This is a genomic window from Salibaculum halophilum (assembly GCF_002094885.1).
Classification (GTDB): Bacteria; Pseudomonadota; Alphaproteobacteria; order Rhodobacterales; family Rhodobacteraceae; genus Salibaculum; species Salibaculum halophilum.
Window position 1 is genome coordinate 1 of sequence record NZ_MSIT01000031.1, and the last position, 21,074, is coordinate 21,074.

At 69.7% G+C, this 21,074-nt stretch carries 17 protein-coding genes; 5 read left to right on the forward strand and 12 right to left on the reverse strand.

Annotated elements, in window-relative coordinates; all coding sequences use genetic code 11:
- Nucleotides 1-255: putative inorganic carbon transporter subunit DabA (locus BU124_RS13105; protein WP_218775109.1), on the reverse strand; the 255-nt coding region annotated here is incomplete at its 3' end.
- A gap of 20 nt (nt 256-275) precedes the next feature.
- Nucleotides 276-1,814 carry a proton-conducting transporter transmembrane domain-containing protein gene (locus tag BU124_RS13110; protein ID WP_084864028.1) on the reverse strand — a complete coding sequence of 513 codons (1,539 nt, stop codon included), beginning with the start codon at nt 1,812-1,814 and terminating at the stop codon, nt 276-278.
- 106 nt (nt 1,815-1,920) lie between these two features.
- On the opposite strand from BU124_RS13110, the gene BU124_RS13115 reads away from it, so the two are divergent.
- Entirely contained in the window at nt 1,921-2,796 is an 876-nt protein-coding gene (locus BU124_RS13115; RefSeq protein ID WP_084864029.1) for a LysR family transcriptional regulator, read from the forward strand.
- Here the strand turns inward: BU124_RS13115 and BU124_RS13120 are convergent, their stop codons facing one another.
- The 8 genes from BU124_RS13120 to xdhA form a co-directional block, all read right to left on the reverse strand.
- On the reverse strand, nt 2,797-3,876 hold the full coding sequence (locus tag BU124_RS13120) for an NAD(P)/FAD-dependent oxidoreductase (RefSeq protein WP_084864045.1): 1,080 nt from the start codon (nt 3,874-3,876) through the stop codon (nt 2,797-2,799).
- Between the two features lie 199 nt (nt 3,877-4,075).
- A complete protein-coding gene (locus tag BU124_RS13125; protein ID WP_084864030.1) occupies nt 4,076-5,161 on the reverse strand; it encodes a BMP family ABC transporter substrate-binding protein in 1,086 nt (361 codons plus the stop codon).
- Between the two features lie 51 nt (nt 5,162-5,212).
- Complete coding sequence (locus BU124_RS13130) at nt 5,213-6,127, reverse strand: ABC transporter permease (RefSeq protein ID WP_084864031.1); 915 nt, start codon at nt 6,125-6,127, stop codon at nt 5,213-5,215.
- Nucleotides 6,127-7,212, reverse strand: coding sequence for an ABC transporter permease (locus BU124_RS13135; protein ID WP_084864032.1), 1,086 nt, complete (start codon nt 7,210-7,212; stop codon nt 6,127-6,129). Before BU124_RS13135 ends, BU124_RS13130 begins: the two co-directional genes overlap by 1 nt.
- Nucleotides 7,213-7,236: 24 nt before the next feature.
- The gene (locus tag BU124_RS13140) at nt 7,237-8,760 is read right to left on the reverse strand and encodes an ABC transporter ATP-binding protein (RefSeq protein WP_084864033.1); all 1,524 of its coding nucleotides are present in this window, start codon (nt 8,758-8,760) and stop codon (nt 7,237-7,239) included.
- Nucleotides 8,757-9,503: a xanthine dehydrogenase accessory protein XdhC gene (xdhC, locus tag BU124_RS13145; RefSeq protein ID WP_084864034.1), complete on the reverse strand. Its 747-nt coding sequence runs from the start codon at nt 9,501-9,503 to the stop codon at nt 8,757-8,759. Before xdhC ends, BU124_RS13140 begins: the two co-directional genes overlap by 4 nt.
- Complete coding sequence (xdhB, locus tag BU124_RS13150; protein ID WP_084864035.1) at nt 9,500-11,866, reverse strand: xanthine dehydrogenase molybdopterin binding subunit; 2,367 nt, start codon at nt 11,864-11,866, stop codon at nt 9,500-9,502. Before xdhB ends, xdhC begins: the two co-directional genes overlap by 4 nt.
- On the reverse strand, nt 11,863-13,245 hold the full coding sequence (gene xdhA / locus BU124_RS13155; protein WP_084864036.1) for a xanthine dehydrogenase small subunit: 1,383 nt from the start codon (nt 13,243-13,245) through the stop codon (nt 11,863-11,865). Before xdhA ends, xdhB begins: the two co-directional genes overlap by 4 nt.
- Nucleotides 13,246-13,481: 236 nt before the next feature.
- Here xdhA and dnaE point away from each other — a divergent pair, with 236 nt between their 5' ends.
- Complete coding sequence (dnaE, locus tag BU124_RS13160) at nt 13,482-16,991, forward strand: DNA polymerase III subunit alpha (protein WP_084864037.1); 3,510 nt, start codon at nt 13,482-13,484, stop codon at nt 16,989-16,991.
- Between the two features lie 4 nt (nt 16,992-16,995).
- Here the strand turns inward: dnaE and BU124_RS13165 are convergent, their stop codons facing one another.
- Nucleotides 16,996-17,199 (reverse strand): SlyX family protein, encoded by a 204-nt coding sequence (locus BU124_RS13165; RefSeq protein ID WP_084864046.1) that lies wholly within the window; start codon nt 17,197-17,199, stop codon nt 16,996-16,998.
- A 106-nt stretch (nt 17,200-17,305) separates the two neighbouring features.
- On the opposite strand from BU124_RS13165, the gene hisS reads away from it, so the two are divergent.
- From hisS to hisG, 3 genes are read left to right on the forward strand one after another with little or no spacing between them, the layout of a single operon-like run.
- Nucleotides 17,306-18,802, forward strand: a complete 1,497-nt coding sequence (gene hisS / locus BU124_RS13170; protein ID WP_084864038.1) for a histidine--tRNA ligase — start codon at nt 17,306-17,308, stop codon at nt 18,800-18,802.
- Entirely contained in the window at nt 18,799-19,890 is a 1,092-nt protein-coding gene (locus tag BU124_RS13175; RefSeq protein ID WP_281250904.1) for an ATP phosphoribosyltransferase regulatory subunit, read from the forward strand. Before hisS ends, BU124_RS13175 begins: the two co-directional genes overlap by 4 nt.
- Nucleotides 19,887-20,579 (forward strand): ATP phosphoribosyltransferase, encoded by a 693-nt coding sequence (gene hisG, locus BU124_RS13180; RefSeq protein WP_084864040.1) that lies wholly within the window; start codon nt 19,887-19,889, stop codon nt 20,577-20,579. Before BU124_RS13175 ends, hisG begins: the two co-directional genes overlap by 4 nt.
- Nucleotides 20,580-20,614: 35 nt before the next feature.
- Here the strand turns inward: hisG and BU124_RS13185 are convergent, their stop codons facing one another.
- Complete coding sequence (locus tag BU124_RS13185) at nt 20,615-21,046, reverse strand: DUF1489 family protein (RefSeq protein WP_084864041.1); 432 nt, start codon at nt 21,044-21,046, stop codon at nt 20,615-20,617.
- Between the last annotated feature and the right edge of the window lie 28 nt (nt 21,047-21,074).

A 21,074-nucleotide genomic window follows, 5' to 3' on the forward strand; every position in this document is an offset into this window, starting at 1 on the left:
GCTCAGGTCGGCGTCGGTGATGCGGCCCGCCGCGATGGCCTCTGCATGGGCCGCGTGCGGGCGCACCGCCTCGGCCCCCGCGACCCGGCGCAGCCGCGCCGCCGCCGTGGCGAGGTCTTCCCCGGTCTGCCCGAGGAAGGGGTTGACCGCCACGGTCGCGTCCAACGGAAAGGCCGGGGGCAGGGCGCGGGTCGCGGCCTCGACCGCGGCCAGGATATCGGCCTGGGTGTCACGGGTCGTTTCGTCGTGCGTCATCAACATCGGTCAGCCCCTTGTCAGCCGGATTTTTGCAGCCGTAGCCCGCCGATGGCACGGTCGAGCAAGGCATTAAGGTAAAGCCCGTTGGCCAGGTGCACCCGAAGTCCGGCCGTGGCCGGGTGATGCGCCCAGAGCGGGAACAGCGCCTGTGCCAGCGCCACTGCGCCGAAGGACAGCACCGCCAGCAGGATCAGCGCCCAGTCCAGCGGCCCGGGTATGGGCGCGGCGGGCAGTTGCGGCGACCAGAGCACCTCGGCCCCCGCCTGGAAGGCGAAATAGCCGATGGCGGCGGCCAGCGATGCGCCCGCCGTGCGCTTGGTCAGCGCGGCGGGGGCCATGTCGGCCAGGCCCTGCGCGACCAGGTAGGCCACCCCGAAGATCAGGATCGCCCCCAGCGCCAGCGCCTGCGGCGATTTCGGCCCCAGCAGCGCGGTGAAGACCACCGCGATCACCGCGTAGAGGACCAGCGCCAGCCCGAAAGCGCGCAGCACCGCCCCCGGTCCCGGCACCGCCACGGGGCCGGGCCGCCGGATCGCGGCCACGTCGGCCACGGCCCCGCCCGAGGACAGGAACGCATGCGCCTTGTAGAGCGAATGAGCCAGGATATGCAGCACTGCCAGCGGCCAGAGCCCCAGCCCGCATTGCAGCAGCATGAAGCCCATCTGCGCCACCGTGGACCAGGCCAGCGCCGTCTTGACCGCGCTTTGCGTCAGCATGACCGTGGCCCCGAAGAGCGCGGTAAACCCGCCCGCCATGACCAGCGCCGCCATGGCCGCCGGGCTGTGCTGGATCAGGCCGGCGCTCGCGACCAGCAGCACACCGCCGGAATTGATGATGCCCGCGTGCAGCAGGGCCGACACGGGCGTCGGCGCTTCCATGACCTCGGTCAGCCAGCCGTGCAGGGGAAAGGCCGCGGTCTTGAGCAGGGCGACCAGCACGATCAGGCCGATGGCCGCGTGACCGGCCGCACCGGGGCCACCCTGCGCGACCAGGGTGGCGAGCGCCGCGGTATCGGCCGTGCCGAAGGCCGTGACCAGCAGCAGCGTGGCCAGCACCAGGGCCGCGTCACCGCCGTGCCAGACCAGCGCGAACTTGGCGGCGGCGCGGCGCGCCTCGGGGCGGTCGGGGTAGAACAGCAGCAGCCGCTTCAGGCCCAGCCCCACGGCAAGGGCCGCCGCGGCCATCACCCAGAGGCTGCCCGCCTGGACAAAGACGAGCACCGCCGCCAGCACCGCCAGCATCAGCCCGTGAAAGGCGCCCTCGCGCGGCTCGCCGTCCATGTAGCGGCGGGCATAGCGCATCACGACCCAGCCGATGAAACCCACCAGCAGGGCCAGCGCCAGGCTGATCGCGTCGGCCCGCAGGGGGCCGTGACCCGGCCCCTGCAGGACGAGCTGCACCAGCCCCGCCGCGGCCAGCGCCAGCGCGGCCAGCGCCGCCCCTTCGGACAGGCGCGGCAGCGCGCCGGGGCGTGGCCCGGGACGGCGCAGGGCCAGCGCGGCCGCGGCCAGCAGGACGAGCGGGGCGAGAAAGGACAGCGAGAGGGCGGTCGGCATGGGTCACCTCGGAAACGTTGGTCTGGCGCCCCGTTTATCGACTAGCCGGATGAGAAAAAATTACATAGTTTGTCAAAACCATTCGGTTTATTGAAAGGATTGGCGGATGCTCAATCTTCACCATCTTCGGCTGTTCCGGGCGGTGGCGCGGGACGGCACCCTGACCGGGGCGGCCCGGGCGCTCAACATCTCGCAATCGGCGGTCTCGACCCAGGTCCGGGCGCTGGAGGCCGCGCTGGGCCAGGACCTGTTCGCGCGCAGCGGCCGCGCCCTGATCCTGACCGAGGCCGGGCGCATCGCCCTGGACCATGCCGAGGAGATCTTTCGCACCGCCGAGGATCTTTCGGCCACGCTGCGCCACGCCGGAACCCGGCGCCAGGCGTTGCGCGTGGGCGCGCTGGCCACCCTGTCGCGCAACTTCCAGATGGCGTTTCTGGCCCCGCTGCTGGGACGCGCGGATGTCGAGGTCGTGCTGCGCTCGGGCGGGCAGGAGGACCTGTTGCGCGGGCTCGAGGCGCTGTCGCTCGACGTGGTGCTGACCAACCTCGTGCCCGCGCGCGACGCCGCCAGCCCCTACCTGTTGCATCGTCTGGACGCGCAACCGGTCAGCCTCGTGGGGCCGCCGGGGCAGGCCGCGCCGGGCCCGCTGGCCGATCTGCTGGCGGCGCATCCGCTGATCCTGCCCACGCCCGAGACCTCGCTGCGGGCGGGGTTCGACGCGTTGCTGGACCGCCTCGATATCGTCCCGCGCATCGCCGCCGAGGCCGACGACATGGCCATGCTGCGGCTGCTGGCGCGCGCCGGGGCGGGGCTGGCCGTGCTGCCGCCCATCGTGGTTCGCGATGAACTGGCGGCGGGTCAACTCGTCGAACGCGCCCGACTTGACGGCATCGCGGAGGTTTTTTGCGCGGTTACCATGCGGCGGCGCTTTCCCAACCCCTTGCTGGCCGAGGTTCTGACCCCGGACGAGGCCGCCCCGTGATCAGCCGCGCAGACGGTGCGGGGTCAGCTGCGCCACGATCCCGGCCTCGATTTCTGGCGCGCGTCCGGCCACGAGATCGGCCACCAGCTGGCTGGCGGCCGGCGCGGTCTGGAAGCCGTAGCCGCCTTGCCCGGCCATCCAGACGAAGGCCGGATCGTCGGGGTCCGGTCCAAGCACCAGCTGCCGGTCGGGGGCGAAGGTGCGCAGCCCGGCCCAGTTGGCCAGCATCCGCGTAACCTCGTAGTGCATGACGGCCTCGAACCGGGCCAGCCCCTCGGCCAGGACCATGTCGTCGGCCCAGGCGTCCATGGGCGGCTGCGGGTCCTCGTCGGCGGGCGAGACGATCAGCGCGCCCGCGTCGGGCTTGGCATACCAGGCCTCGCCGGGGCCGAAGATCATCGGCCAGGGGGCGGGGTCCATGCCCTCGGGCGCGGGGAGGCGCGCCATGGACCGGCGCCGCGGCTGCACGCCCAGCGGCGCCACCCCGGCCATCTGCGCCACCCTGTCCACCCAGGCCCCGGCGGCGTTGACGATCACGCGGGCCTCGAGTTGGTCGGTGCCGGTGTCCACGCGCCAGCCCGCCGCGGTTCTGTCGATGCCGCGCACCTCCGTGCGTGGGCGCAGGGTGCCGCCCTGCGCGCGGATCTCGGCCGCGAAATTCTGCACCAGCCGGTCAGTGTCGATGTCCCAGGCCTGGTCGTGATAGCCCACCAGCGGCGCGGCGTCGGTGTCGAGGATGGGAAAGAGCGACCGCGCCTCTTCTGCCGTGATCCGGTCCAGGCCCATGGCGGCGATGTCGGCCTCGAACCGGTCGCGGTCGGCCGTGGCCGCGGCCAGCATCAGGCCGCGCGGGGTCAGCACGCCGCCTTGAGCCGTGCGGTGATGGGCGGCGCTGGCCCGGCTGAGCGCCTGTGTCGAGGGCTTGCCGTAGCGCATCTCGAACAGCGCCGCCGACCGGCCCGAGGCGTGAAAGGCCAGCGCGTCCTCGCGTTCCAGCAGGGTGACCTGCCCGAGATGTGACAGCCGCGCCCCGACCGAGACCCCGGCGATGCCGCCGCCGATGACCAGGAAATCCGTCATGCTGTTCGTGTTCGAGGCCATGTCCCTGCAAGACAATCACGGCGACGGGGAAAGGAAAAGGGCGCGGGCCACCACACGACCCGGCGATTTGAAGCCGATGCCCGGCTGCCGCGCTGCAAACCGGTTCGGTCGCCGGTTGCGCCCGGAAACAGCGAAGGCCCGCCGTGCGGCGGGCCTTCTGCCTTGCGTCGGAGCCGGATCAGGAGGGGATTTCGCCCTCGATCCCTTCGACGTAGAAGTTCATGCCCACAAGGGTTTCGTCATCGGCGGTCTCGCCCTCGGCGAGGAACTGGGTGCCGTCCTGTTTGCTGAGCGGGCCGGTGAAGGGATGATACTCGCCCGCCGCGATGCTGTCGCGCAGGGCCTCGGCCTCGGCCTTCACGTCGTCGGGCACGGCCGAGGAAATCTCGCCGATGCCGACCATGCCGTCACCTATCCCCTGCCAGGTGTTCACGCTTTCCCAGGTGCCGTCCATGACCGCTTGGACACGGTCGATGTAGTAGGGCGCCCAGTTGTCGATGATCGAGGAAATCCGCGGCTTGGGCGCGAACTCGGCCATGTCTGAGGCCTGCCCGAAGGTGTAGACATCGCCGGCCTCCTGCGCGGCGGCGTGCGGCGCGGTGGAGTCGGTGTGCTGCAGCACCACGTCGCAGCCCTGTTCGATCAGGGCCTGGGCGGCGTCGGCCTCTTTCGCGGGGTTGAGCCACTCGAAGATCCAGATGATCTTGAACTCAACGTCCGGGTTGACCTCGCGGGCGTGGATGAAGGCCGAGTTGATGCCGCGCACGACCTCGGGAATGGGAACCGAGGCGATGTAGCCCACCCGGTTCGACCGGGTCATGTGCCCGGCCAGGTTGCCCTGAACCGCGCGCCCCTCGTAGAAGCGGGCGGAATAGACGCTGACGTTCGGGGCCGTCTTGTAGCCCGTGGCGTGTTCGAACATCACGTCGGGGAACTGGGCGGCGACATTCACCGTCGGGTCCATGAAGCCGAAGGAGGTGGTGAAGATGAGCTTGCAGCCCTGCAGGCACATCTGCGTCAGCACCCGTTCGGCATCGGGGCCTTCGGGCACGCTTTCCTGGTAGACCAGTTCGACCTGGTCGCCGAAGTGGTCGACCATTTCCTTGGCCGAATGGTGGTGGTGCTGGGTCCAGCCGCCGTCATTGATCGGGCCGACATAGACGAAGCCGACCTTCATCGGCGCGTCCTGCGCGCGCAGCGGCGCGCCCACGGCGGCGGCAAAGGCGGCGGTGGCCCCGGTTTTCAGTAGCGTTCTGCGTTTCATGGTCTTCTCCCGGTTGGTGGGGCGCTGACCGCCCCGGTTTGGTGTCCGGCCTCAGCGCGAGGCGTGGAAGGTCTGGCCCAGCGAGCCGGGCTTGCGCCCCGCCGCCAATACGACAAGGACGATGATGGTGGCAACGTAAGGCGACATGGACAGGTACTCGACGGGGATCGCCAGCCCCGCCGCCTGCAGGTTGAGCTGCAGAACGGTCACGCCGCCGAAAAGATAGGCACCCAGCAAAAGCCGGCCCGGTTTCCAGCCGGCGAAGACGACGATGGCCAGCGCGATCCAGCCGGCGCCGGCGGTCATGCCCTCGGTCCACTGGGGCACGCGCACGAGGCTGATGTAGGCCCCGCCGAGGCCCGCGCAGGCACCGCCGAACATGATCGCGCCGAACCGGATCAGCACCACCGGGTAGCCCAGCGCATGGGCGGCGTCGTGGTTCTCGCCGACCGCGCGCAGCACCAGCCCGGCGCGCGTGCGGGTCAGGAAATACCAGACCGCGGCCACCAGCCCCAGCCCGAGGTAGACCATCCCGTCGTGGCGAAAGGCGATCTGGCCCATGACCGGCAGGTTTGAGAGCAGCGGAATGTCCAGCTTGGGAAAGGCGGGCGGCCGCGTCCCGGCAAAGCCCTGGCCAAGCAGCGCCGACAGGCCCAGCCCGAACAGCGTCAGCGCCAGCCCCGTCGCCACCTGGTTGGACAGCAGGAGTTGCGTGAGCACGGCAAAGAGGAACGACAGCAGCAGCCCGCCCAGCGCCGCCCCGGCGAACCCCAGCCAGGCATTGCCGGTCAGCGTGGAAAAGATGATGCCGCAGGCCGCGCCGGTGATCATCATGCCCTCGACCCCGAGGTTCAGGACGCCGGCCCGTTCCACCACCAGCTCGCCCAGCGCGGCCAGCAGGATCGGGGTCGAGGCCACCATGAGCGAGGCCAGAAGCAGCAGCGGGTCGATCGCGGTCAGGTCCATCACGCCACCCCTTTCCGGCCCAGCCGGATGCGGAAATTCGTCATCACGTCCACCGCCAGCAGGAAAAACAGCAGCATTCCCTGAAAAAGCTGGATCGCCGAGCGGGGCAGTTGCAGGTTCATCTGTGCCAGTTCGCCGCCGATGTAGGTCAGCGCCATGAGCATCCCCGCCAGCAGGATGCCCAGCGGGTGCAGCCGGCCCAGGAAGGCCACGATGATCGCGGTAAAGCCGTAGCCGACGTTGAAACTGGCCAGCACCTGGCCTGCGGGGCCGGCAACCTCGAACATGCCGGCCATGCCGGCCAGCCCGCCCGACAGGCCGAGGCAGATCAGCACCATGCGGTTGGCGCTGACCCCGGCGAAGGCCGCGGCGCGCGGGCTTTGCCCGGCCAGCCGCACGTTGAAGCCGAAGATGTGGCGCGACAGCAGGATGTAGGCGGCGACCACCGCGAAAAACGCGGCGATCACGCCCCAGTGCAGGCCGGTGTTGGCGATCAGCTCGGCGTTGTGTGCGGACGGGTATTGCTGCAGGTTGCGGCTGCCCGGAAAGCCCATGCCCTCGGGGTTGCGCAGCAGGCCCAGCGCCATGGCGTCCAGCAGGAAATCGGCCACGTAGACCAACATCAGCGACACCAGGATCTCGTTGGTGCCGAAGCGCACTCGCAAGACCCCCGGGATCATCGCCCAGAGCAGCCCGCCCAGGGTGCCCGCCACCACCATCAGCGGAAAGATCAGCCAGCGCGCCTCGATGGGGTAGAAGGCCAGCGCGACCCCCGCCCCGAACAGCGCGCCCATGATGTACTGCCCCTCGGCGCCGATGTTCCAGACCCCGGCGCGAAAGCCGAAGGACAGCCCCGTGGCGATCAGGATCAGCGGCGCGGCCTTGACCAGCAGCTGCGGCCGGAAATACCCGGCAAAATCCCCGAAGAGCGGGTCCCAGAAGATCGTGCGGATCGCCTCGACCGGGGGTTTGCCCAGCGCGGCAAAGACCAGCCCGCCCACCACCATCGTGATGAGCACGGCCAGTATCGGCGAAAGATAGGACCAGGCCCGCGAGGGCTGCGGGCGGCGTTCGAGGGTGATCATCGCCGCGCCTCCGGTGTCGTGCGCTCAGGCCTCCGCATGGGCCACCTCCATGTCGTGGGCGCCGCCGAGCATCAGGCCCACCTCCTCGATGGTCAGGCCCCTGGCGGGACGCGGGGCGCTCAGACGGCCGGCGTTGAGGGCGGCAAAGGCGTCGGCGATCTCCATCACCTCGTCCAGGTCCTGGCTGATGACCACGACGGCGGTGCCCTCGGCCGCCAGGTCCATGATGGCCTGCCGTATCGCGGCGGCCGCGCTGGCATCGACCCCCCAGGTGGGCTGGTTGACGACCAGGACATCCGGGGCCTGCAAAATCTCGCGGCCGATGACGTATTTCTGCAGGTTCCCGCCCGAGAGCGACCGCGCCACGTTTTCCGGCCCCGGCGTGCGCACGTCGAAACGGTCGATGATCGTGGTCGCGAAATCGCGCGCGCCGCCCCAGTCCACCAGGCCGTTGCGCACCAGGTTCTTGCGCGTCTTGCCCGACAGCGCGGCGTTTTCCGTCAGCGTCATGTCCGGCGCGGCGGCGTGGCCCAGCCGTTCCTCGGGCGCGGCGCAAAGGCCCAGCGCCCGCCGCGCGTTCGGAGGCAGATGGCCGATGGCCTGCCCGCGCAGGCGCACCATGTCCGGCGCGACGGCCATCTCGCCCGACAGGGCCAGCAGCAATTCGTCCTGACCGTTGCCGGCGACGCCGCCGATGCCCAGCACCTGGCCCGCGCGCACCTCGACCGAGATGTCGCGCAGCGGCGTGCCGAACTCCTGCGGCGAGGGCGCCGAGAGGTGATCGAGCGTGAGCAGGACGGCGCCCTCCGGCCCGGCCTCGCGTTCGGGGACGTGCAGCGTGCCGCCGACCATCATCTCGGCCATCTCGCGCGCCGAGACTTCGCGCGGGTCGCAATCGCCCACCACCTCCCCCAGGCGCAGGATCGTCGCGGTGTCGCAAAGCGCGCGGATTTCCTCGAGCTTGTGCGAGATGTAGAGGATCGCGGTGCCTTCGGCCTTGAGCTTGCGCAGGGTCTCGAACAGGATCTCGACCTCTTGCGGGGTCAGCACGCTGGTCGGCTCGTCCATGATCAGCAGCTTGGGGTCTTGCAGCAGGCAGCGGATGATCTCGACCCGCTGGCGTTCCCCCGCCGACAGGTCGCCGACGATGCGCGTGGGGTCCAGCGGCAGGCCGTACTGGTCCGAGACATCGCGGATGCGCGCCGACAGGTCGCGCAGGGGCGGCGGGCGCTCCATGCCGAGGGCCACGTTCTCGGCCACGCTCAGGGCGTCGAACAGGGAAAAATGCTGGAACACCATGGTGATGCCGGCTGCGCGGGCGGCCTTGGGATCGGCGGGCGCGAAGGGCTGGCCGTCCAGGTGCATGGCCCCGCTGTCGGGCTTGACCAGGCCGTAGATCGCCTTGACCAGCGTCGATTTGCCGGCGCCGTTCTCGCCCAGAAGCGCGTGCACCTCGCCCGGCGCGATCTCGAGGGAGACATCGTTGTTGGCGATGACGCCGGGATAGGCCTTGGTCAGCCCGGCCAGGGCCAGAAGCGTTTCGGTCATGCTGTCCCGTCCCCCTGGGCCGTGCTCTGGCCCGTCGCCGACAATAGACCCGCCGCCGTGCCAACGGCAATGGCCTGCGGATGCTTGCCCAGCGCGGGGTCGCCGATGGGGCAGGCGATGCGCGAAATTTCGGCCTCGCCGTGGCCCAGCGCGGCAAGACGTGACCGGAACCGCGCCCATTTGGTCGCCGAGCCGATCAGACCGCAACTGGCAAAGCCGTGGCGCAGCAGGGCGTCGCAGAGCTTCAGGTCGAGGTCGTGCGAATAGGTCACGATCAGGTGGTCGGCCCGCGCGGGGGCATGGGGTACCAGCCGCGTCGGGTAGGCCGCGACGACAGGCGTGACCCCGTCGGGCAGCGCCTCGGGAAAGCGATCGGCATGCACGTCGATCAGGGTGGGCGCGAAATCGGGCAGGGGCGCGAAGACGCCGGCCAGTGCCCGGCCCACGTGGCCCGCCCCCCAGATCCAGAGCGGGCGTCCCGCGGGCGCGGTCAGGCTGTCGGCCGTCTCGAAGTCAAGCACGACAGAGCCGCCGCAGCACTGGCCCAGCCCCGGGCCGAGCGGCATGGTCTCGCGGTGGGTCGCGCGGCCCTCGTGGATCATCCGGCGCGCCGTCGCGATGGCCTGCCATTCCAGCGCGCCGCCGCCGATGGTGCCCTCGATATGCTCCGGGCCGACCAGCATCTCGGTGCCCGCCTCGCGCGGGGTCGAGCCTGCGGTTGATGCGACCCGGACGCGGATCATGCGCCCGCCCTGCGAAGCGCGCGCAGCACTTCCTCGGCCGTGGCCGGCGCCTGCAGGTCGGGATACCGCGGCCCGCAGGCCGCGCAGGCATCCGACAAGGCAAGGTGCGCGGAAATGCCCAGCATGAAGGGCGGCTCGCCCACCGCCTTGGAGCGATAGATGGTCTCGGCGCGGTTCTCGCCCTCCCACAATGCCACGTTGAAGATGTCGGGCCGGTCGGAACAGGCCGGGATCTTGTAGGTGGAGGGCGCGTGGGTGCGCAGGCGGCCGCGGTCGTCCCACCACAGCTCCTCGGTGGTCAGCCAGCCCGCGCCCTGCACGTAGCCGCCCTCGATCTGGCCCATGTCAAGCGCCGGGTTCAGCGAGGCCCCGGCATCGTGCAGGATATCCGTGCGCAGGATGCGGTTCTCGCCGGTCAGGGTGTCGATGACGACCTCGGTGATCGCCGCGCCATAGGCGAAATAGAAAAACGGGCGGCCCTTGCCGGCCAGCCGGTCCCAGGCGACCTCGGGCGTCTTGTAGAACCCGGTGGCCGACAGGCTGACGCGGTTTTCATAGGTGATCTTGGCGGCTTGCGCGAAGGTCAGCACCTCGGCGGCGACCTGGACCTCGCCATCGGCAAAGCGCACGGTCTCGGGCGGGACCTGGTGCAGCTCGGCCAGGCACGCGGCCATGCGGTCGCGGATCGTGTCGCAGGCGGCCTTGACCGCCATGCCGTTCAGGTCCGACCCCGACGAGGCCGCGGTGGCCGAGGTGTTGGGCACCTTGCCGGTATCCGTGGCCGTGATCTTGACCGCGTCGAGCGGCAGGCCGAAGCGGCTGGCCGCGACCTGGGCGACCTTCTGGAACAGGCCTTGGCCCATTTCCGTGCCGCCGTGGTTCATGTGGACCGATCCGTCCTGGTAGACATGCACCAGCGCGCCGGCCTGGTTGAGGTGGGTCAGCGTGAAGGAGATGCCGAACTTGACCGGGCTGAAGGCGATGCCCTTTTTCAGCCGCGCGTGGTGCGCGTTCCAGTCGGCCACGGCGGCCTTGCGCGCGGCATAATCGGCACGCGCCAGCAGGCTGTCCGTCATCTCGTGCAGGATGAAATCGGTGACCTCCATGTGATAGGGGGTCGTGTTGCTGTCCTCGGCCGGCCGGGCGGGCGCGTGGGCGCCGCCGAACCGCTGCGCCGCGCCCGGTCCGGGGGTGGCCGTCGGCGTGGCCCCCGCGGGCGGGGCGGCGCGGTAGTAGTTGCGCCGGCGCACCGTCACCGGGTCGAGGTTAAGTGTGTGCGCGAGGTGGTCCATCACCCGCTCGATCCCGACCATGCCCTGCGGGCCGCCGAAGCCGCGAAAGGCCGTGGCCGAGGCCGTGTTGGTGCGCAACCGGTGCGAGGTGATCCGCGCATGCGCCAGCAGATAGGCGTTGTCGGCGTGCAGCATGGCCCGGTCGGCAACGGGCAGGCTCAGGTCCTGCGCCCAGCCGCAGCGGGTGTACTGCGTGAAATCCACCGCCAGGATGCGGCCGTCATCGTCATGGCCCACGTCGTAGTCGATGCGGAAATCATGGCGCTTGCCGGTGATGGTCATGTCGTCGTCGCGGTCATAGCGCATCCGGGCGGGCCGTCCCGTGGCCGCCGCCGCCACCGCGCAGGCGACGGCCAGCGCGTTGCCCTGGCTTTCCTTGCCGCCGAAGCCGCCGCCCATGCGCCGCGTCTCGACCCGCACGGCGTGCATCGGCACGGCCAGCGCATCGGCCACCTTGTGCTGGATCTCGGTCGGGTGCTGGGTCGAGGACTGCACGACCATGTCGCCGCCCTCCTGCGGCAGGGCCAGCGCCGCCTGCCCTTCGAGGTAGAAATGTTCCTGCCCGCCCATCTCGATGCGGCCCGACAGCCGGTGCGGGGCCTGCGCCAGCGCCGCGTCCACGTCGCCCTTGGCGTAGACGCGGGGGCCCTTCTCGAAGCGCCAGTTTCTCTCCAGCGCGTCCGCGATGGTCAGGACGGGCACCTCTTCGTCGTAGCTGATCGCGCCCAGCCGGGCGGCCTTGCGCGCGGCCATGTGGCTGTCGGCGACGACCAGGAACAGCGGCTGGCCGTGGTAATGCACCGCGCCATCGCACAGCAGCGGCTCGTCGTGCAGGCTGGGCGAGACATCGTTGTCGCCGGGCAGGTCATCGGCCGTCAGCACGGCGATGACACCCGGCGCGCCGCGCACCGCCGCAAGGTCCATCGCGGTGACGCGGCCGTGGGCGATGGTGCTCAGCCCGAAGGCCAAGTGCACGGTGTTGGCGGGCACGGGAATGTCGTCGACATAGCGCGCCTGGCCGGTGACATGCAGCGCGGCGGCGTCATGCGGGGTGGGTTTGTGCACGCTCATGCGCTGACCTCCAGCACGTGCGTGGCCCGCCCGGACAGGTCATCGAAATAGCGGGGCAGCAGGCCCTGCGCCGCCTGCAGCCGGTAGTCGGCCGAGGCGCGCATGTCGCTGAGCGGCTGGAAGTCCTGCGCCAGCGCCTCGGCGGCGTTGGCGAGCGTCTCGGCCCGCCAGGGCCGGCCCACCAGCGCGGCCTCGGTCGCGGCGGCGCGTTTGGGGATGCCGGCCATGCCGCCGAAGGCGATGCGCGCCCGCGTGATCGTGTCGTCCTCGACCGTCAGGTTGAAACAGCCGCACAGCGCCGAGATGTCCTGGTCGAAGCGTTTGGAAATCTTGTAGCAGCGCAGGGCCGGCGCGGATCGGGGCAGGGTCACCGCCTCGACGAATTCGCCGGGGCGGCGGTCCTGCTTACCGTAGTCGAGGAAGAAATCCTCGATCGGCATTTCGCGGCGAGCGTCGCCTTGGCGCAGGTGCAGCGTCGCCCCCAGCGCGATCAGCGCCGGGGGGTTGTCGCCGATGGGCGAGCCGTTGGCGATGTTGCCGCCGATGGTGGCGGCGTTTCGCACCTGGTCCGAGCCGTAGCGGCGGATCAACTCGGCGTAGGAGGGGTGCAGGGGCCGCAGGGCCGCCAGCACATCCGTCATGGGGGTTGCGGCGCCGATGCGCAGGGTCTCTCCTTGATCCGTTATCTCTTTCAGATCGGCACAGCGGTTCAGAAAGGCCACCGGGGCAAGCTCGCGCAGGTCCTTGGTGACCCATAACCCAACGTCGGTTGCCCCGGCGATCAGCGTCGCCTCGGGGTTGGCGGCGTACCAGTCGGCCAGCGCGTCGCTCGTTTCGGGTAGAAAGGGGGCCTGCGCGCCGGTTTCGGGTGGCGCGACCCCCTCGGGCCCAGCCAGATCGGCCGACAGGTGTGGCGGCACCGGCGCGCCCTCGGCGGCCCGGGCGGCGCGGATGATCGGCGCGTAGCCGGTGCAGCGGCACAGGTTGCCCGCCAGCACGTCGTCGTGATCGGTGCGGCCCGCCGCATGGGCCGTGGCCATGGAGACAACGAACCCGGGCGTGCAGAACCCGCATTGCGAGCCATGATGCGCCACCATTTCCTTCTGCACCGGGTGCAGGCTGCCGTCGGGGGCGGCCAGCCCCTCGACAGTGCGCACGGACTTGCCGTGCAGCTGGGGCAGGAACAGGATGCAGGCATTGAGCGCCCGCGGGCCGTGTTCGTCCGTCACCATGACGGTGCAGGCGCCGCAGTCGCCCTCGTTGCAGCCTTCCTTGGTGCCTGTCAGGCCGCGGCCCTCGCGCAGCCAATCCAGTAGCGTGGCCGTGTCCGGGGCTTGGGCGTGCACGGTCTCTCCGTTGAGAAGAAACGTGATTGTCATAAGGTAGACCTGCCGCGATACCGTGGTGTTGCCGGGTTTGTCAGGCGCTCCGTCGATGCGGCGTAGACAGGCGCCCCCGCTCTTTGACCAACGCCATCAAAACCCCCGGCGCCGGGCTTTGACAAGCCTTTTCCCGGGCGAAAGGACCGTTCCGGCAAATTTGAAACAGCCCCGCGCCCAAAAAGAAGGCGGCCGCGCCTCTGGCGCAGGCATTGGCACGGGGCTAGCCTGCGGGCATGACCAGCCCCCGATTCATCCACCTGCGCACCCATACCGAGTATTCGCTGCTGGAGGGGGCCGTGCCGGTGAAAGAGCTGCCCAAGCTGGCCGCGGCGGCGGACATGCCGGCCGTGGCCGTCACCGATACCGACAACATGTTCTGCGCGCTGGAGTTTTCCGAAACCGCCGCCAAGGCGGGCATCCAGCCCATCGTGGGCTGCCAGGTAGACCTGCGCTATCTCGACCCTGAGCCGGGCAAGCGGGCCGAGGCACCCGCGCCCGTGGTCCTGCTGGCGCAGTCGGAGCGCGGTTACCGGAACCTGATGAAGCTCAACACCTGCCTCTATCTTCGCGGCGACGGGGCGCTGGCCCATGTCACGCTGGCGGAACTGGCCCGGCATTGCGAGGACGTGATCTGCCTGACGGGCGGGCCGAACGGGCCGGTGGGGCGGCTGTTGCGCGCCGGGCAGCGCCCGGCGGCCGAGGCGCTGATGACACGTCTGGCCGAGATATTCGGCGACAGGCTTTACATCGAGTTGCAACGCCACCCGGGCGAGGACGGTCTGCCCGAGCCCGAGGCGATGACCGAGCGCGGCCATGTGGAAATGGCCTATGCCATGGACCTGCCGCTGGTGGCGACCAACGATGTCCATTTCCCGAAATCGGAGATGTACGAGGCGCACGACGCGCTGCTGTGCATCGCCGATGGCGCCTATGTGGACCAGAACGAACCGCGCCGCCGCCTCACGCCGCAGCATTATTTCAAGACGCAGGACGAGATGGCGGCGCTGTTCGCCGACCTGCCCGAGGCGCTGGACAATACCGTCGAGATCGCGCGCCGCTGCGCCTTTCGCGCGCAGACGCGCGACCCGATCCTGCCGCGGTTCGCCGATGACGAGGTGCAGGAGCTGCGCCGCCAGGCCAACGCGGGGCTGCAGGCGCGGCTGGCGGTCATCCCCCATGCGGCCAGCGTCGAGGACTATCAGGCGCGGCTCGATTTCGAGCTGGACATCATCGAGGGCATGGGCTTTCCCGGCTACTTCCTGATCGTGGCCGATTTCATCAAGTGGTCGAAGGATCAGAACATCCCCGTTGGGCCGGGGCGTGGCTCGGGCGCAGGCAGCCTGGTGGCCTATGCGCTGACCATCACCGACCTTGACCCGCTGCGCTATTCGCTGCTGTTCGAACGCTTCCTGAACCCCGAACGCGTCTCGATGCCGGACTTCGACATCGACTTCTGCATGGACCGGCGCGAGGAAACCATCCGCTACGTGCAGGAGAAGTACGGCCGCGACAAGGTGGGCCAGATCATCACCTTCGGCGCGCTGCTGTCCAAGGCGGCGGTGCGCGACGTCGGCCGGGTGCTGCAGATGCCCTACGGCCAGGTCGACAAGCTGTCCAAGATGATACCGGTCGAAGGGGTCAAACCCGTCAGCATCGAGAAGGCCCTGGCCGACGAGCCGCGCCTGCGCGAGGCCGCCAAGGAGGAAGAGGTCGTCGAGCGCCTGCTGACCTACGGCCAGCAGGTCGAGGGGTTGCTGCGCAATGCCTCGACCCATGCCGCCGGGGTGGTGATCGGGGACCGTCCGCTCGACGAGCTGGTGCCGCTCTACCAAGACCCGCGCTCGGACATGCCGGCGACGCAGTTCAACATGAAATGGGTGGAACAGGCCGGGCTGGTGAAGTTCGACTTTCTGGGCCTCAAGACCCTGACGGTGATCCAGAATGCCGTGGACCTGATCCTGCAGACCGGCCGACCGCTGCACGTCGCCGCCGACGGCACGCAGCTCTACGACCCCCCGCCGGGGACCGAGAACCGGATCAACGCCATCCCGCTGGATGACGCGAAGGCCTATGCGCTTTATGCCGCAGCCCAGACCGTGGCCGTGTTCCAGGTGGAAAGCACGGGCATGATGGACGCGCTGCGGCGCATGAAACCCGACTGCATCGAGGATATCATCGCGTTGGTCGCGCTCTACCGGCCCGGCCCGATGGAGAACATCCCCAAATTCTGCGAGGTCAAGAACGGCCAGTCCGACCGCGACTACCTGCACCCCTCGATCGACCCGATCCTCGACGAGACGCAGGGCATCATCGTCTACCAGGAACAGGTGATGCAGATCGCCCAGGACATGGCCGGCTATTCCTTGGGCGAGGCCGACCTGCTGCGCCGGGCCATGGGCAAGAAGATTCAAGAGGCCATGGACGCCGAACGCCCCCGCTTCATGAAAGGGGCCAAGGCCAACGGCGTGGACGAAAAGAAGGCGGTCGAGGTCTGGAACCTGCTCGACAAGTTCGCCAACTACGGCTTCAACAAGTCGCACGCGGCGGCCTATGCCGTGGTCAGCTACCAGACGGCCTGGCTCAAGGCGAACCACCCGGTGGAGTTCATGGCCGGGGTCATGAACTGCGATATCCACCTGACCGACAAGCTGGGCGTCTATTTCCAGGAGGTGAAGAAAGGCCTCGGCCTGCCATGGGCCGCACCCTGCGTGAACCGCTCGCGGGCGATGTTCGACGTGCAGGAGGGCACGCTGGTCTACGGGCTGGGCGCGCTCAAGAACGTCGGCGTCGAGGCGATGAAGCTGATCGTCGAGGGCCGGCAAGAGGCGGGCCGCGACAAGCCCTTTGCCACGCTGTTCGACTTTGCCCGCCGGGTGGACCTCAAGCGCATCGGCAAGCGCCCGCTCGAGATGCTGGCGCGGGCCGGCGCCTTCGACGTGCTCGACCCCAATCGGCGTCGGGTTTTCGAAAGCCTTGAGGCACTGATGGGCTATTCATCGGCGGTTCAGGATCAGAAATCGTCAAGCCAGGTCTCGCTATTCGGCGAGGCGGGCGACGATCTTCCCGAGCCGCGCCTGTCGGCCGCGCAGGACTGGCTGCCCGCCGAACGGCTGGCCGAGGAATTCAGGGCCGTGGGGTTCTACCTGTCGGGCCATCCGCTGGACGACTACATGCCCGCGCTGCGCCGCCAGAAGGTCATGACGCTGGACGAAGTGACTGCGCGGGCCGAACGTGGCCCGCATGTCGCGCAGATGGCCGGCACCGTCTCGGCCCGGCAGGAACGCAAGTCGGCGCGCGGCAACCGCTTTGCCTTCGTGCAACTGTCGGACCCGACGGGCAGCTACGAGGTCACGATGTTTTCCGACACGCTCGAGGCGGCGCGCGCGCACCTGGAAACCGGCGCGCAGGTCGTCGTCACCGTCGAGGCCACGCTGGAGGCCGACCAACTGAAACTGCTGGGCCGCAAGGTCGCGCCCATCGACGCGGCCGTCGCCGATGCCGGGGCCGCGGGCCTGCGGGTTTTCCTGGCCGAGGAAGAGCCGCTCTCGGCCATCGCCACGATCCTGGAGGACGCCAAGTCCGGCGGCAGTCGCGGCGCGCGCGGGCCGATCACCTTTACCGTGGACACCCGCAGCGAAGCCGGCGAGGTCGATATCGACCTGCCGGGCGAATTTCCCGTCACCCCGCAGATCAAGGGCGCCCTGCGCTCGCTGCCCGGCGTGATCGAGGTGCAGGAGGTCTGAGCGCCTACCAGTGCGGCGGCACCTGGTCGGCCAGCGGCACACCCTCGCCGCTGTCGCAATCGCGCTGGGCCTCGCGCTGCATCAACAGCGCGACCCGGCGGTTCAGCGTCTCGATCTCGCCCTCCTGCCGGGCGATGACGTCGGAAAGATCCTCCACCGTGCGCAGCAGGTGGGCGACCTTTTCCTCAAGGGCGGTGCGGTCTTCCATGCGCGTGACATAGACGTGAAACCGCCCGGGTGCCAAGCCCCATCCGTTGCGCCCCGGCGCGGGCCGGGTTAAACGCGCGCCAGACGTGACGCGCAAGGACCCCCGCATGGCCAAGCAGAAGAAACCCCCGCGCCCCAGGGCGGTGACGCCCAAGGGGTTCCGCGACTATTTCGGTGCCGAGGTCGAGGGCCGCGCCGAGATGCTGCGCCAGATCGCCGGGGTCTACCATCGCTACGGCTTCGAGGCGCTGGAAAGCAGCGCGGTCGAGACGGTCGAGGCGCTGGGCAAGTTCCTGCCCGACGTGGACCGGCCCAACGAGGGCGTCTTTGCCTGGCAAGAGGCCGAGGTGCCCGGCGGCGGGGGCGGCGACTGGCTGGCGCTGCGCTATGATCTGACGGCGCCGCTGGCCCGGGTCTATGCCCAGCACCGACAAGAGTTGCCGACGCCCTATCGCCGCTATGCCATGGGGCCTGTCTGGCGCAACGAAAAACCGGGGCCGGGGCGGTTTCGGCAGTTCTATCAATGCGATGCGGATACGGTCGGGTCCGGCTCCGTCGCCGCCGACGCCGAAATCTGCGCCATGCTGGCCGACACGCTGGAGGCGGTGGGCATCGCGCGCGGCGACTACGTGGTGCGGGTGAACAACCGCAAGGTGCTGAACGGGGTGCTGGAGGCCATGGGCCTCGGCGACGATGACGAGCGCAGCGCCGCCGTGATGCGCACCATCGACAAGTTCGACAAGGTTGGTGAAGCCGGGGTGCGGGAGCTTCTGGGCAGGGGGCGTCGGGACGCCTCGGGCGCCTATATCGACGGGGTGGGGCTGAGTGACGAGCAGGCCAAACCTGTTCTGAATTTTCTGACAGCCAAGTGCGGCGACAATGCCGCGACGCTGTTGAAGCTGAGGGCGACTGTCGATGACAGTGCGATCGGCATCGAAGGAGTCGCTGAATTGCAGGAAATGGAGCAACTCCTCGGGGCCCAGGGCTACGGCCCCGACCGCATCGTCATCGACCCCTCGGTCGTCCGCGGCCTCGGCTATTACACCGGCCCGGTCTTCGAGGCCGAGCTGACCTTCGAGATCCCCGACGACACGGGCCGCCCGCGCCAGTTCGGCAGCGTCGCGGGCGGCGGGCGCTATGACGATCTGGTCAAGCGCTTCACCGGGCAGGAAGTGCCGGCCACGGGGGTCTCCATCGGGGTCGACCGGCTGCTGGCCGCGCTGCACGCCAGGGGGCAGATGCAGGGCGACAGCCACGGCCCCGTCATCGTCACCGTCATGGACCGCGACCGCATGGCCGATTACCAAGCCATGGCGGGCGAGTTGCGGCGGGCGGGCCTCCGGGCCGAGGTCTACCTCGGCAACCCGAAAAGCTTCGGCAATCAGCTCAAATACGCGGACAAGCGCCAGTCCCCCGTCGCCATCATCGAGGGTGCGGAGGAAAAGGCCAACGGCATCGTCCAGATCAAGGACCTGGTGCTGGGCGCGCAGATCGCCGAAACGGCCAGTGTCGAGGAATGGAAAGACCGCCCCAGCCAGGTCGCGGTGCCGCGCGACCAGATGGTTGCGAAGGTGCAAGAGATACTCGCCGGGCAGGGCCGGTGACACGGTCCGCCCACCGTGCCGAGGGCCGCGCGATCGGTGAGCGCTGCCTGTCCGCCCTGCGCGCCGCCGGGGCCGCACCCGTGGACGCCGATATCCTGCAGCCGGCCAGCGTTCTGCTGGACCTTTACGGCGAGGATATCCGCGGCCGCGCCTATGTCACCGCCGACCCGCTGCGCGGCGAACTGATGCTGCGCCCCGACTTCACCGTGCCCATCGTGCGCCGCCACATGGACGGCGGGGCGGACCCGGCGCGCTATACCTATCTCGGCCCGGTGTTTCGCCAGCAGGAGGCCGACGAGGCCCGCGCGACCGAGTCCCTGCAGGTGGGATACGAGCTTTTCGACCGCGACGCGCCCCGTGCCGATGCCGAGGTCTTTGCCACCATCGCCGACCTGCTGGGTGATGCGCCGCTGCGCGCGGCCACCGGCGATATCGGCATCCTTCGCGCCGCCGTGCTGGGCCTGAACACGACCGACCGGCGCAAGGCGGCGCTGCTGCGGCACCTGTGGCGGCCGCGCCGGTTCCGGCAACTGCTGGATCGCTTCGGCGGCCGCACCCCGGTGCCGCCCGCCCGCGCCGCGCTGCTGGCGCAGGCCGACCCGATGGCGGACTTGCCCCCGGTCATGGGCAAGCGCACCGCCGCGGAGATCGCCCGGCGCATCGACGCCCTGCAGGAGGACGTTGCTGCGGCCCCGATTTCGACCACCGAGCTCGAACTGATCGACGCCCTGCTGGCCCTGTCGGAGACCTGCCCCAACGTGCTGGTCGCCCTGCGCGACCTGTCGGTCGACATGCCGGCCATCGGGGCGGCGGTCGACGGACTGTCGGCGCGGCTCGACGCGCTGGCCGCACGCGGCGTTGATGTCGATGCCTTGCCCTTCGAGGGCAGCTATGGCCGCACCTCGATGGAATATTACGACGGCTTCGTCTTCGGCTTCTACGCCGAGAGCCGGCCCGACCTGCCGCCCATCGCCACCGGCGGGCGCTACGACGCCCTGACGGCGGTGCTGGGCGGCGGCCGCGGCGTGCGCGCCGTGGGCGGCGTGATCCGGCCCGAACTGCTGGCCGAACTGGAGGCGGGCGCATGACGCTGAAACTGGGCGTGCCCTCCAAGGGGCGGCTGATGGACAAGACCTTCGAGTGGTTTGCCGCGCGCGGCGTGACCCTGCGCAAGTCCGGGGATGAGCGCGAATACGCCGGCGCGGTCGAGGGCATCGCGGGCGTCGACCTGGTGCTGCTCTCGGCGGGCGAGATCCCGCGCGACCTCGCCGCGGGGCGCATTCACCTCGGGGTGACGGGCTCGGACCTGGTGCGCGAGAAACTTGCGGGCTGGGACAGCCGCCTGCGCGAACTGGCACGCTTGGGCTTTGGCGGGGCGGACCTGGTGATCGCCGTGCCGCAGGCCTGGATCGACGTGGACACGCTCGATGATCTGGACGCGGTGGCGGCGGCCTTTCGCGCCGCCCACGGCCAGCGGCTGCGCATCGCCACCAAGTATCACCGCCTGGTGCGCGACTTCCTGCGCCAGCACGGCGTGGCCGACTACCAGCTTGTCGACAGCCAGGGCGCGACCGAGGGCACGATCCGCAACGAGACCGCCGAGGCCATCGCCGACATCACCTCGACCGGGGAAACCCTGCGCGCCAACGGGCTGAAAATCCTGTCCGACGGGCTGATCCACTCAAGCCAGGCCACCCTGTTCCGCGGCCGCCGCCGCGGCTGGACGGAGGACCAGCGTGAGGCGTTCACGGCCTTGGAGGCCAAGCTGGACCTTTAGCGTGGCAGGATTTTCCAGAAAATCCTGCGCCCCGCTCAGATCACCCCGATCTCGGCCAGCGCGGCGCTCAGGTCAGGGGGCAGGTCCTCGTCTTCGGCGCGGCCCTCGGGCAGGTCGCGCGGCGCGTCCTCGGGCTTGAGGTAGCGCCAGCCCTGGAAGGGCCGCCTAGGAACGGGCGTGACGCGGACGATCTCGGGGTCGAGCACGATGGCGCAACGGCGGATGCCGTCGCCGCCCTCGACCGTGTCCAGCCGCAGGATACGCTGGCGGCACCGGATCACCCGCTTGACTACCCAGTAGATCGACCCGCCCTGCAGCAGGTCGGCCTCGCGCTTGGGCCACATGCGGGTGATGTGGCAGGGATAGCCGTCGGCCGTCTGCGCGCGCCTTCGCGCTTGCCAGCGCGCCATCGCCTCGACAGTTTCACTGCCGACCGAGAGTTTTTGCAGATGCAGTTTTGCCGTCACGGCCGCTACCCCATATGTTCGCGTGATG

Excerpts from the sequence above, each read along its gene's own strand:
- BU124_RS13110 (WP_084864028.1), bottom strand. The coding sequence starts at position 1,814 with ATGCCGACCGCCCTCTCGCTGTCCTTTCTCGCCCCGCTCGTCCTGCTG.
- BU124_RS13115 (WP_084864029.1), top strand. The coding sequence starts at position 1,921 with ATGCTCAATCTTCACCATCTTCGGCTGTTCCGGGCGGTGGCGCGGGAC.
- BU124_RS13120 (WP_084864045.1), bottom strand. The coding sequence starts at position 3,876 with ATGACGGATTTCCTGGTCATCGGCGGCGGCATCGCCGGGGTCTCGGTC.
- BU124_RS13125 (WP_084864030.1), bottom strand. The coding sequence starts at position 5,161 with ATGAAACGCAGAACGCTACTGAAAACCGGGGCCACCGCCGCCTTTGCC.
- BU124_RS13130 (WP_084864031.1), bottom strand. The coding sequence starts at position 6,127 with ATGGACCTGACCGCGATCGACCCGCTGCTGCTTCTGGCCTCGCTCATG.
- BU124_RS13135 (WP_084864032.1), bottom strand. The coding sequence starts at position 7,212 with ATGATCACCCTCGAACGCCGCCCGCAGCCCTCGCGGGCCTGGTCCTAT.
- BU124_RS13140 (WP_084864033.1), bottom strand. The coding sequence starts at position 8,760 with ATGACCGAAACGCTTCTGGCCCTGGCCGGGCTGACCAAGGCCTATCCC.
- xdhC (WP_084864034.1), bottom strand. The coding sequence starts at position 9,503 with ATGATCCGCGTCCGGGTCGCATCAACCGCAGGCTCGACCCCGCGCGAG.
- xdhB (WP_084864035.1), bottom strand. The coding sequence starts at position 11,866 with ATGAGCGTGCACAAACCCACCCCGCATGACGCCGCCGCGCTGCATGTC.
- xdhA (WP_084864036.1), bottom strand. The coding sequence starts at position 13,245 with ATGACAATCACGTTTCTTCTCAACGGAGAGACCGTGCACGCCCAAGCC.
- dnaE (WP_084864037.1), top strand. The coding sequence starts at position 13,482 with ATGACCAGCCCCCGATTCATCCACCTGCGCACCCATACCGAGTATTCG.
- BU124_RS13165 (WP_084864046.1), bottom strand. The coding sequence starts at position 17,199 with ATGGAAGACCGCACCGCCCTTGAGGAAAAGGTCGCCCACCTGCTGCGC.
- hisS (WP_084864038.1), top strand. The coding sequence starts at position 17,306 with ATGGCCAAGCAGAAGAAACCCCCGCGCCCCAGGGCGGTGACGCCCAAG.
- hisG (WP_084864040.1), top strand. The coding sequence starts at position 19,887 with ATGACGCTGAAACTGGGCGTGCCCTCCAAGGGGCGGCTGATGGACAAG.